An 11996-nucleotide genomic window follows, 5' to 3' on the forward strand; every position below is an offset into this window, starting at 1 on the left:
CGAACGAACGGGAGATTATGACGCCGCGTCGGATGTGTCAACGGTCACATCGGGCCTGAGCCCCTGGCGACACCGCCCCCGCACTCGCCCCCGTCGCCGGCCCCGGGCAGGGGGCGCCGAGTGCGGGGGCGGACCGGTGCAGCCGCTGGTCCGCTCGGTATTGGAGCAGCAGCACCGAGCGCACGGCGCCGCCGAGCGCCGTGTAGCTGTGCGGCAGCGCCGCGTCGAATCCCACGTAGTCGCCCGGACCCAGCTCCACCTCGCGCCCGTCCACCTGCACGCCGAGCCTGCCGTCCTGCACGATGGTGTGCTCGGTCCCGACGTGCCCGAGGGAATCCTGTCGACCACCGCCCCGCACCCGCTGGTCGTAGACCTCGAAGACGGCATCACCCGACTCGATCCGCCGCAGTGAGCGCAGATCGACCCCCTCGCCCCTCAGTACCTCCACCTCCTCGCCGCGCACCACGACCAGCCCGTCGGAGGGCCGGTTGTCCAGCAGATCGGAGATCGGCACCTCCAGCACGCGCGAGAGACTGAACACCGTCTCGATGGTGGGATTGCCCGTGCCGGACTCCAACTGCGACAGCGTCGCCTTGCCGATCCTCGAACGCCGGGACAGCTCGGAGATCGACAGCCCTCGCCGAGTCCTCGCGCGCCTCAGATTGGCGGCCAGCATGCCCCGAATCGAGCCCTCGGAGACACTCACACTCTTCCCTCTTCTCTCCCACCTCCGTTCGCTATACCGTACAGAGGGCGGCTGGTTCGTTCGCTGTTCCGAACAGCTTCGGACATCGCGCTGCTGCACCGCAAGAAAACCCGGCCGCGACTCCCGTAGCGGGCGCCGCCGCGATCGGTCGACTCCGGTGAGCGGCAGGCCACCGAGCCACCGGCCCCCGAAAGCAGGGCTCTCGCCTCTTCGAAGCCGACCGCCCGAAGCTCTGCCGCGCCCGCACCGGACGCCCCCAAAGCCCAGGGGCGGCGGTAGAACCGGCACACTCCTGAGAGACCTGGAACGGGTGCTGATGGAACTCGAGCTCCGACACCTGCGGATTCTGTGCACGATCGCCGACACACTGAGCCTCGGCAGGACAGCCACGGTCCTCGGGTGCTCGCAGCCGGCGGTCAGCGGCCAGCTGAAGCGCATCGAGCGGCTGTTGGGCGCGGACCTGTTCGTCCGGGGCAGTGCGGGGGTGACGCCGACGCGCTTCGGGGTCGAAGTCGTGGTGCGGGCGCGCGAGGTGGTGGCACTGGCCGACGCGATCGGGCGGCGGTCCGCCGCGGAACGGCTCGGGACCGGTCGGGTGCTGCGGCTGGCCGCGACGAACACGCCCATTCTGCCGGGCCTTCTGCAACGGGCGCGCGCCGTCCTGCCGGCGCTGACCACGCAGGTGAGCAGCGTCTACTCCTCGGCCGGGATCGTGGGTCTGCTCGAGGAGGGCAAACTGGACGTCGGCGTCGCGGTCGACTATCCGGGAAGCGAGTTGCGGCATCCGGAGGCCGTGGCGCGACGCGGCATCGTCACCGAGCCGAGCTTCGTCGCCCTGCCCGCCGACCACCCGGCGAGCGCGCGGTGGGACGTGTCGCTGTTCGAGCTGGCAGGTGACGCCTGGTTCCTGACACCGGACGACGGTGCGGGCTGGCCCGACGTCTGCTACGACGCCTTCCGGGCGGCCGGCTTCACCCCCGCCACGGTGCACGAATTCCTCGGGGACCGCGACCAGTTGCAGCGGATGATCGCGGACGGGCTGGGGATCTCCGTTGTCCAGGCGACGTGCAAGCCGAACCCGGGCGTGGTCGTCAAGCCGTTGGCCGGCACACCCCTGTGGTGCCGCTACGTACTGGTGTGGCATCGCGAGCGCGTGTCCGAGGAGATGGCCGAGACACTCTTCGGCGCCGCCCTGGCTGCCTACGAGGAACTCATCGCCCGCGCGCCGCACTTCCAGGCATGGGCCGCCCGTCACTACCGCACCTCGCGTACGTAGGCCGCAGGAGGTGGACGGCCGGTGCGCCGCCGCAGCCGCGGCGCGTCGACCGGAGTCGACCGGGCCGCGGCCTCGGGTCAGTCGGTGTCGGTGACGGGGGCTCAGTAGGAGGTGGTGACGGTGACCCCGTTGAAGTCGGTCACCGCGTACAGGCTGATGTACCGGTAGCCCGCCTCGGTGTTGGTGACGGTGATGCTCTCGGTGCTGCCGGAGTTGGTGGACCTCTTGGTGTAGGCAGTCGGGCCGGCCCATGTCGCCGGGTCGTAGTAGAGGTCGGCGTTGCCGCTGCCGCCGCTGGTGGTGACCTTCAGGGTGGTGGTGCCGGCCGGCAGGTAGATCCAGAAGTAGTCGGTGTCACCCGCCGCCCCGGACTGGTCGGAACGGTAGCAGTTCCGGCCCATGGCCTGGGTGTTGGAATCGGTGCACGCCGTGGCCGAGCCGTGGCCGCTGCCACCGGTCAGGGCGTCGAGCCAGGCGTCGAAGTCGGCGTCGTAGCCGGTGCCGATGCTGTTGTAGACGGTGTAGGCGCCCTGGTAGTCCCCGGTCCGCATCTTGGCCAGCATGGCTTGGATCCGGTCGGGGTGCTTCTCGGTCATGTATCGGACGGCCAGGTAGCCCCACGGGTAGGTTCGGGTCTCGTCGTCGATGGCGTAGGTGTTCTGGAACAGCTGGCTGAGCTTGTAGGTGTGCTTGGCGGCCTCGGTGATCGCGCCGTCGTCGGTGATGCCGCGGTAGGTGTAGGAGACGTACTCCGCCTGGCCTTCAATCCACCACACGTCCGGCACTGTGACCTGGGTGCCGAAGTCGCCTCTCATGTCGTAGACGGACTGGAGGATGTGGGCGAACTCGTGGTTGAGGTTCCACGCGTTGGCCGGGAACCCGTTGTCGGTCGGCCACTGGTAGAGGATGGAGTAGGCGATGTTGTGGGGGTCGGTGGGCGTGCCGGTCAGCGTCTCGCCGCCGTTGTCGGTGTCGTTCCCGAAAATCGCCCACGAGTAGGTCGTGTAGTCGGTCCTGCTCCCGAAGATGACCATCTTCAGGTCGAAGTACTCCCCGGGTATCGGCGTGGTGGTCTTGACCTGGTCCTGGTAGAACCTCACCTCGTTCGTCAGGCTCGTGCAGACGGCGGTCCGCTCCGTCGCCGTGAGCGCCTGCGCCATGACCGTGAAGTCGTCACAGGGGTAGTTGATCGGCAGCGCGGCCGCGGTGAGCTGTTTCGCCAGATCGCAGACCCCGTAGTAGGAGCACTGGCTCGGGTCCCCGGTGCTGGCCCGGTAGGCGACGTGCACCCACAGGTCGTCCGTGGCACCGGTGATGGACGAGCCGTCCAGCAGACCCTTGACGAGCGGGCGGATCTTGCTCTGGAGGGCCGGGATCTGGACGAAGTTGGCCAGGTCGTTCCCTGCGTTGGAGTCGAGCACCTCGTTGCCGCCGCCGAGCAGGTCGCGGTGGTCGAGGGTGAATTTGTAGAGGGTGTCGGCGATGCCGGGGTCGGCGGTGATCGCGGTGACGAAGTCCGGGAGCCAGGGGCCGCGCCACAGCGGGGTGTAGATCGCGTTCAGCGCCCGGTCCATCTCGGGAACGGCGTCCCAGACACCGCTGTTGTAGGCGTTGAGGTACCGGGAGTAGACCTTCAGGTAGTCGGCCTGCACCTGCGCGCTGTCGGAGAGGACGAACGCCTGCTCCAGCACGCCGCCGTTGCCCGCGCTGACGTCGTTCGCGTGGCCGCCGGCGAACAGCGTGTCCAGCCCCTTCTCGACGGCGCCGCGCAGCACGGAGTCGTAGGTGCCGACGTCCTGCGGGTCGCCGTACTGCACGTAGTAGCCGGCGCGCATGAAGTACATCAGCTCGTACAGGCCGCCGGAGTCATCACCGGTGTAGGAGCCGGCCGCGCTCGTGACGCCGTTCGCCACCGCGAGCATCTGCGACTGGTTGAACACCGCGTGCGCGTCTGAACCGGTCAGGCTGAACAGCGGGTTGAGGCAGGAACTCCAGTCCACTGTCTTGATGTACGACACCAGGTCGGTGCCGGACCGGCTCGCGAAGTCCGCTGTGGTGCACGCGGCTCCGGCCGGGTTGAGTGCCGTGCGCCCTGACAGGTGTGGCTTGGACGGCTTGGCCGAACCCAGGGCGGCCGGCTCCCCGCGGAGCTTCGCCGGCAGCGGCTTCGCCCGCGTGGTGGCGGCTTGGGACCGACCGGTCTCGGGGCCGGTCGGCGTGGCCTTTCCGTGCTGTCTGGCCGCCTGCACGGCCGCGGAGGGTGGCGCGGCAGGTGATGGGACCGGCCCGGTGACACCGGGGGCCGCGACGGCCGGGGCGACCGTCATCAGGCCCGCGACGAGGCCTCCGGCCGCCAGCCCGGCGGCCAGGATCCTGGGCAGGAGTGGTCGAGACTGCATCACGTCTCCAGTGGGGGGAGCGAAGAGGGAGCCGCCCGAAGAGGCGGGCAGCGGTATGTAACATTGCACTGAGGTGAAGTCATGGGCAATGCTCCAGGGCCCAGCACTGTCTCCGGCCGACCCATAACACCGGTGCGCTGCGCGGGAGTACCGGTGCAACAGGTCGCCCACACCTGACTGGAGTGAGAAGCCGACGACAAGGACACGGCCCATCGAGACGGTCGACCGGCATACCGGCGGCGAGCCGTTCCGGATCCTCGTGGACGGCCCGGACGCGGTGACGGCGGAGGGACCGACGGTCGCCGAGCACCGGACCGTCGCGCCCCGGAGAGAGGACGTGCAGCGGGTACGGGCTGCTGAGCGGCGAACCGCACGGCCACGCGGACCTGTACGGCGGTTTTCCGTGCCGCACGACGACGGTGGCGCCCATCGCGGTGTCCTCTTCCGGCACAACGACGGGCTCTCCACGGCCTGGGGGCACGACACGATGACCCTGGGCGCCTGGGCGGTCGCCTCGGGCCGGGTCCCAACGCCCGCCGACGGCCTCGACGTGGTGATCGGCGTCCCTCCGGGCGCGTCACGGCGGACGTCAGGACCAGCAACGCCCCGGCCCAGGACGTCACGTTCACGTTCACCGACGTGCCCGCCCACGTCCACGCGAGCGGCGTGGACGGGCCGGCCTCCCGTGGCAAGGTCACCGTCGACACCGCGTTCGCCGGCGCGATGTACGCGATGGTGCCGGCCGCGTCCGTCGGGCTGCGCGTCCGGCCGCAGGACGTCACCGCGCTCACCGCGGTCAGCCGGGAGATCCGCGACGGCACTCGACGCCGCCCGCGCCGCCGCGCATTCGCAGGACGGTGACATCCCGCGGGTCGCCACCGAGCCGGCCTGCGGGCAGGGGATGTTGCCGCCGTCCGAGGCCGGTGGGTGGTTCGGGATGAAGATCACCACGCGCCGAACGACACAGCCCTCGGCCCGAAGCGCGTCAACGCGACCTGCCTCCTGCACGACAGCCGTACCCTGACGCCGACGGCGTTCCTCGACCGCATCGCGCTCACGACGCCGCACACCCCCGCGGTCTCGGTCGCCGGCTGACTCGACCGGCCGCACGATCTCGTGCGCGGCGCCGCCGACGGGCTGCGACTCGTGGTCTTCGGTGCCGGTCCGCGGGCCGAGTGGCCCGTCCGGACGATCCGGGCGCATGGGCGGGTCGCTGCGCCTCCGTCCTCGCGAAAGCCGGGCGAGCACGCTGCGCGAGGAAGCCGGTGGCGTCATGGCGGTGGCGATGGCGGAGGGCGCCCGGACCTGACCCACGCACCCTGGTGACCGTGGCCGAGCCGCTCACCTCGAGCGCGGTCCCGCCCTGCGACCGTCCGGCGGTCGTGAAGACCACCGGCATGGGATGGGAAGACCTGGTGGTCGCCGTAGCGGCCCAACGGCAGGAAGAGGCGGACCGGCGGCGAACTCGGGCGGGACGGCATCTCCCTGGTTCCGTACCATGTGAAATGGTACCGTCAGGCCCGCGGCGGATCCCCGAGGGACGGAGCGTACGGTGGGTCGACAAGACGTAGGGCAGCGCGCGGGCGCGAGCCACGACCGCGCGCCGTCGTCAACGCTGGCGGAGTGCTTCACGCGGGGCTGGGCCGATTCGGCTCAGGCCGCGCCGGTACGGTCCGGAGCGGCGTACGCGGCCGAACGCCGCGCGCTGCTGTCCGCGCGCTTCCCCGGTGAGCGGATCGTGGTCCCGGCCGGCGGCCTGAAGGTCCGGAGCAACGACTTCGACTACGCTTTCCGCCCGCATTCCGCGTTCCTCCACCTCACCGCCGAAGAGGGCGGCGGTGCCGCCCCGGACAGTGTCCTCGTCCTCGAACCGACAGGCACAGGCCATGAGGCCACCGTGTTCACGCGGCCGCGCTCCCCGCGCGACGGCGGGCCGAACGGCACCGAGTTTTACCGCGACCGCCGCTACGGCGAGTTCTGGGTCGGCCGGCGCCGCACCCTGGCGGAGACCTCCGACGCCCTGGGCGTCACGGTCCTCCCCCGCGACGACCTCGCACGCGCCCTCGCCTCGCCCGTCCCGACTCGGGTGGTGCGCGGCCAGGACCCGGTGGTCGACGCCGCGGTGCCGCCGGCTGCGGAGCAGGAGTCCGAACTGCTCGTGTTCCTCTCGGAGTCGCGGCTGGTCAAGGACGAGTGGGAGGTCGAGCAGATGCGCGCGGCCGTGGACCACACCGTGGCAGCCTTCCACGACGTGGCGGGCGAACTCCCCACGGCCGCGCGGCTCGCACGCGGCGAGCGCTGGATCGAGGGAACGTTCAACAGACGAGCCCGGCTGGAAGGTTACGGCCTCGGCTTCGAGACCATCGCCGCGGCCGGCGCGCACGCGTGCGTCCTGCACTGGATGCGCAACGACGGTCCCGTCCGCGACGGCGAACTACTCCTGCTGGACGCCGGTGTGGAGACCGACACCTGTTACACCGGCGACGTGACCCGCACCCTGCCGGTCGGCGGGCGCTTCACCGACGCGCAGCGTCAGGTCTACGACCTGGTGCACGCAGCCCAGTCCGCGGGCATCGCCGCGCTGCGGCCCGGCGCGCGCTTCGGCGACTTCCACGACGCCGCGACGCGCGTCATCGCCGAGGGCCTGGACGCCTGGGGCCTACGGCCGGGCGGCACCGGCCCCCACGACCCGTCCTTGTACGGCCGTTACACCCTCTGCGGCACCGGACACATGCTGGGCCTGGACTGCCACGACTGCGCCGGCGCTCGGAGCAGCGCCTACCTGGACGGTGTCCTGGAGCCGGGTCACGTACTGACCGTAGAGCCCGGTCTGTACTTCCAGCCCGACGACCTGACGATCCCCGCGTTCCTGCGCGGCATCGGCGTGCGCATCGAGGACGACTTCCTCATCACCGCCGACGGCGCCGTCTGCCTCTCGTCGGCTCTGCCGCGGGCCGCCGACGATGTCGAGGCATGGGTGACCGCCGCGCGCTGACCTCGCCCGGCCGAGGACAGCGAGCACGGCCGAGGCCGGCACGAGGAAAGAGGCACTGATGCACACGGAGGCTCCGCTCAACTCTGGGTTCCCGCGTCGAGCACCGCACGCGGCGCCGCTTCGTCGGCAGGAGCGACTGCCTCGACAGGTAGGGCGAGTTCTCCCGCGCGTACCGGTACGGAGCGCGGTCGGGCATCCCGAACGGGCGGAGAACGAGCGCGTCCACGGTCACCTGCCCGAGCGCGCGGTGGAGGCGAAGCCGCGGCCGGCCACAAACAGGCAGGTCCAGTACCTGAGGAATGCGCGGAGCGTACTCAGCGGGCCAGACCGTGCGGCCGGCGGGCCCGGATCCTCATCTGCCGTGCGCTGATGCGGATCCGTCGCTGCTCCTGCTCGACGAGCCGTTCAACGACCTCGACCTGCCCTCCCGCGAGGACCTCGTGGACGCACTGCAGCGGCTCTCGGCCGACCGGCCCGGCCTCGCCACCATCACCGTCACCCACTACGTGGAGGAGCTCCCGCCCAGCACCACTCACGCCTTTCCTGCGCAAGGAGGGCCGCGAGCCGGCGTCCGGGCCGGTCGACGGCGTACTCACCCCGGACAGCATGACGCTCTGCTTCGGACGCCCCGTCCATGTCGCCCGCCACGACGGCCGCTGATACGCGCGCTCCCGCCGCTGACGCCGCGACTCCACGGGGCCGACGCGCCGTCGGACGGACATGCGCCCGTAGACCCAGCCGCACCCGAACCGCCCCGACGGCATGTCGCTCAGACGTCATCGCGGGACCGGAATCGTTCGGTGACGAGCAGCGCGGTCAGTGAGAGCGGCCCGAGCAGCACCAGGCCCGCGGTGCCCCTGAGGACAGTGTTGAGCACGTGGGCATCGGGAGCCGCGGTCGCCGCGTTCGAGCTGACGGCCTTCACGATGGTGACGGTGACCGCGACGCCGATCGCGCCCGCCAGGATCAGGCAGGTCAGGACCATGCCGGAGGCGGTTGCCCGCTGCTGCGGAGGCGCGTACGCCTGCGTGGCCACATTTGTCAGTGCCCAGTTGAGTCCGGTGCTCGCCCCCACCACGAAGAGCACCATGGTGTAGAGCCACAGCGGCTGAATGAACGTCAACACCAGCAGGGCGACGGATCCGGTCACCGCACCGAACACCATGAGGACCTCTGGCCGCCGGCGCTCGGTAAGTCGCCCCGCCCAGTAACTGGCTGAGGCGTTGCCACCCGACAGGGCCAGGAAGATCAGCCCGGCATGGACGGGAGACAGGCCACGTACCTGCTGGAGGTACAGCGCGCTGAGAACCGAGACCACGAAAAGGACCACGTTGAACACCGCGCCGGCGGCCGTGACCACGGTGAACGGTACGTGCCGCAGCAACGCCGGATCGAGAAGCGGATCCTTCGCCCGTCGTTCCACAAGGCAGAACGCGGTCAGCAGGACGAGTCCGGCCATGAGCAACGTGACTGTAGGAGCTGAGGCCCACCCCCATGCCTCTCCCTGACCTACGCCCAGCATGACGCAGACCAGACCCGCGGCGACGGTGAACACACCAGGCGTGTCGAGACTTCGCGGCGCCGACTCGTCGCGGTTCTCCGGCACGTGGCGCAGCAGAAGGCCTGCGGTGATCACGCACAGCGGTACGTTCAGGAAGAACACACCACGCCAGCTCACATGCTCGGCGAACATCCCACCGACGAACGGGCCGATCACGGTACCCAGCGCGCCGAAGCCCAGCACCGTGCCGACCGCACGCGCCTGGAGTCCGCCCTCGAAGCCCGCCGCCGTGAGCGCCACCGCGACAGGGAGCATCATCGCCGCGCCGATTCCGAGGGCCACACACCCGATCACGAGCCACACCGGGCTCTGCGCGATTCCGCAGAACACCGAGACCACGGCGAACCATCCGAGGCCGATCACAACCACCGTGCGTCGACCACGCTGGTCAGCCAGGCGCCCCGCGACCATCATCAGCGTCCCGAGCGAGAGCAGGTAGCCGCTGACCACCCATTGCAGTCTCACCGGCGTGGTGCCCAGGTCACCGGCGATCACGGGCAGCATCAGATTCAGGGCGAACCAGTTCATCTGCACGAGGAGGACGGCCAGCGAGCCGGCCGCGACCAGGCTGCGCTCACGGCCACGGAAACCGATCACCGCCGGACCACCGCCACCATGCCGCCTCGCCCGCGACTGCGCCTGATACCGAGTCCCGGCGGATCGCCGAGCGGTACCCCTTGTCCCCCTCCGTTCGAAACCGGCTCCCGCGGCCGGGCAAGCCCCGCCCTCAGCCAGTCCATGAACACCACTGCGCCGTCCGCAGGAATCCCCTCGGAGCGGGGGCCTCGCGACGATCACTTCCGGTTTCCGCCTCGTGCCCTCCCGGCCAGTCCGTCATGGCTGCCATGGTGACATCACACGATGCCCGTCCCTCCGGTGACGGGGCCGAGGACTACTCCGGCCGCGCAGCCGTGGCCAAACAGTCGCTTCACGAACCGAGCAAGGCTCATGACCAAGCGCCGTTCGACGGGAATGGCCGCTTTCCGGTCCTCCGCAAGAAGCAATTCCGGCACCGTACGGCGGAGCCGGGTCCTGTGCCGGACAACGGTCGCGAAGTCTGTGGTAGGACGAGAGGCGTCGTCAACCGGAGCTCGGTAGTGGTCGACCACTCGTAGAGCCATGAGCATCGACCTTCCCCAGCTACGGCACACGGGATCAGCCCTGCATCGCAAGATCTCTTCGATCTCGTCACGAAAGGAAGTTTCCAAGATGACGCAATTCGATGAGGATGCGGCATTGGAAGCGGCAACAAATATGTTCTGGCAGCAGGGAATCGAGAATACCGATATCCGCGATGTCGCGGAGGCGACGGGCATCGCCAGCGAAACACTGACCCTGCGTTACGGCGACAGGCAACAGCTTTTCGCCATCGCCCTCCGCCGCTATGTCGACCGGCACTCCATCCCGACGTTCTCCAGACTGTCGGGAGCAGAGGAAGGCCTTCCGGCGATCGAGGCTCACTTCGAGTCCCTCATCCAGCGAGGCGAGACAGGCCCCCTGGTGGGGTGCGGATGCCTGATCACCAATGCGCACGCCAGCCCGGAAGCGTCCCGAGATGACGTCAACGAGCTTCTCCAGTCCCATCATCGCCAACTCTGTGAGGCGGTGCGCAACGTACTGGCGGTGGCCATGACCAAGGGCCAGATTCGGAGCACTCTGGATCTGGACGCCACCGCCGAAGCACTGACACTTCTCGCCTACGGAGTGAATCTGCGGTCTCGTGTCGGCGCTGACGCCGACACCCTGCGACGGGCGGTGGCCACCGTCATCGGCGGTCTGAAGACCTGAGCGGGGTCGGGGGCCTGGCGCGGTGGCCGCTGCTCCGTATCCGGCCCCCGCAGCTTCAAAACGGACACGCGTTGCGCAGGCCGCCGGCAAGCGTCCGCCAGGAGGGCCGCCCCCGGCTCACCACTCGTCACGGGGACCTTCCGGGCGTCCGGAGTGAGCTGGTCGAGCAGCGCGTGATCGGTCTCGCCGGCGAGCCTCAGCAAGTCGGGCACCAGGTCCTCGCGCAGCGCACAGCAGGCGCAGTCGTTCACCAGCGGCACGTCACCGCCGCTCAGCAGTCCGCCGGCATCGCGCACCGTCCGATGGACCGCGCTGTCGACCGCGGATGTGAGGTCGTGGTGCGGGGCCACTGAGCCGGGGACCTCCGCAGGATCTCCTCGACCGCGGCCCGGCGGACGTCAGCATGCGGCCCTCCGACGATTGCGACCGGCAGCCGGCGGCGGTTTCCGCTCATTTCTCGTTCCGTTGGCGTCCGTGAGACGGTTGACGCGATCGGCATCGAGGCCGCGGTGGCGCGCATCCGCGCCCGAGGAGGAACGGTCTGACGGCCGAGAAGAGCAAGATCGCGAAGAATGGGAAGCGACGCCTCGTGGTGGCCCGCTGCGCCGCGCGCCGGGCCGCACTGAAAGTGCTCGCCGCCTCCCCCGGAACCTCCGACGAGGACCGTGCCGCAGCCCAGCGGGAGCTGCGCCGACAGCCCGCGACGCCGGTGCCACCCGCCTGCGCAACCGCGACGCCGTGGACGGCCGCCCGCGCGGTCACCTGCGCGCCTTCGGACTGTCCCGCATCCGCGTAAGGGAGACGGCCCACTCGGGCGAGTTGCCCGGCGTGACCAAGAGCAGTTGGTGAACCTCGGAGCCTGCCGCACGGACATCTGACGTCCTCACGCGCCGTGCGGCCGGACGGACTCCGGGTGTCCCGCACGCGGACGGTGTCCGCGTGCGGGACGATGCGTTCATCCCAGGCGCATCAGCTGGTCGTCAGGGCGGTGTCGTCCACGACGAAGCTGGTCTGGAGCGAGTAGTCCTCCACGCCCTTGAACTTCAGGGTGACCGTCTGGCCCGCCAGCGAGGACAGGTCGAAGGTCTTCAGGACGTAGCCCGACGCCTTGTTCAGGTTCGAGTAGGTCGCGAGGGTGGTCGAACCGGCGGTGACCGTCAGCTTGTCGTACGCGGTGCTGCTGGTGGTCTCGGCGGTGTCGATGTGCAGGTAGAAGGTCAGGGACGCCTTGCAGCCCGCGGGGATCGTCACCGACTGGGACAGGGTGTCGG

The 11996-nt window shown here is 70.0% G+C and carries 7 protein-coding genes and 5 pseudogenes; 7 read left to right on the forward strand and 5 right to left on the reverse strand.

Annotated features, from left to right (window positions below):
- Nucleotides 1-37: 37 nt before the first annotated feature.
- Nucleotides 38-706, reverse strand: a complete 669-nt coding sequence (locus VT52_RS12575; RefSeq protein ID WP_206306496.1) for a helix-turn-helix domain-containing protein — start codon at nt 704-706, stop codon at nt 38-40.
- Between the two features lie 316 nt (nt 707-1022).
- On the opposite strand from VT52_RS12575, the gene VT52_RS12580 reads away from it, so the two are divergent.
- A complete protein-coding gene (locus tag VT52_RS12580; protein WP_046422425.1) occupies nt 1023-1982 on the forward strand; it encodes a LysR family transcriptional regulator in 960 nt (319 codons plus the stop codon).
- Nucleotides 1983-2083: 101 nt separating this feature from the next.
- Here the strand turns inward: VT52_RS12580 and VT52_RS12585 are convergent, their stop codons facing one another.
- The gene (locus VT52_RS12585) at nt 2084-4381 is read right to left on the reverse strand and encodes a M9 family metallopeptidase (RefSeq protein WP_046422403.1); all 2298 of its coding nucleotides are present in this window, start codon (nt 4379-4381) and stop codon (nt 2084-2086) included.
- 277 nt (nt 4382-4658) lie between these two features.
- Here VT52_RS12585 and VT52_RS35570 point away from each other — a divergent pair.
- From VT52_RS35570 to VT52_RS38740, 4 genes and pseudogenes are all read left to right on the forward strand, one after another.
- Nucleotides 4659-5242, forward strand: a pseudogene (locus VT52_RS35570) (proline racemase family protein).
- Between the two features lie 66 nt (nt 5243-5308).
- Complete coding sequence (locus VT52_RS38735; RefSeq protein ID WP_240509732.1) at nt 5309-5476, forward strand: hypothetical protein; 168 nt, start codon at nt 5309-5311, stop codon at nt 5474-5476.
- 457 nt (nt 5477-5933) lie between these two features.
- The gene (locus VT52_RS12595; RefSeq protein WP_079175007.1) at nt 5934-7376 is read left to right on the forward strand and encodes an aminopeptidase P family protein; all 1443 of its coding nucleotides are present in this window, start codon (nt 5934-5936) and stop codon (nt 7374-7376) included.
- A 294-nt stretch (nt 7377-7670) separates the two neighbouring features.
- Nucleotides 7671-8036: pseudogene (locus VT52_RS38740) on the forward strand (ATP-binding cassette domain-containing protein); the annotation flags it as partial.
- A 109-nt stretch (nt 8037-8145) separates the two neighbouring features.
- Here VT52_RS38740 and VT52_RS12605 read toward each other — a convergent pair.
- The gene (locus VT52_RS12605) at nt 8146-9534 is read right to left on the reverse strand and encodes an MFS transporter (RefSeq protein WP_046422400.1); all 1389 of its coding nucleotides are present in this window, start codon (nt 9532-9534) and stop codon (nt 8146-8148) included.
- 522 nt (nt 9535-10056) lie between these two features.
- Here VT52_RS12605 and VT52_RS12610 point away from each other — a divergent pair.
- Nucleotides 10057-10725 carry a TetR/AcrR family transcriptional regulator gene (locus VT52_RS12610; protein ID WP_079175008.1) on the forward strand — a complete coding sequence of 223 codons (669 nt, stop codon included), beginning with the start codon at nt 10057-10059 and terminating at the stop codon, nt 10723-10725.
- Nucleotides 10726-10892: 167 nt separating this feature from the next.
- Here VT52_RS12610 and VT52_RS38745 read toward each other — a convergent pair.
- Nucleotides 10893-11179 (reverse strand): annotated as a pseudogene (locus VT52_RS38745) (cobalamin biosynthesis protein CobW); the annotation flags it as partial.
- Between the two features lie 87 nt (nt 11180-11266).
- Here VT52_RS38745 and rpsN point away from each other — a divergent pair.
- Nucleotides 11267-11574, forward strand: a pseudogene (gene rpsN, locus VT52_RS35585) (30S ribosomal protein S14).
- A 120-nt stretch (nt 11575-11694) separates the two neighbouring features.
- Here the strand turns inward: rpsN and VT52_RS12620 are convergent.
- A pseudogene (locus tag VT52_RS12620) lies at nt 11695-11996 on the reverse strand (hypothetical protein); the annotation flags it as partial.

It is taken from the genome of Streptomyces malaysiense (assembly GCF_000980885.2).
GTDB lineage: Bacteria > Actinomycetota > Actinomycetes > Streptomycetales > Streptomycetaceae > Streptomyces > Streptomyces malaysiense.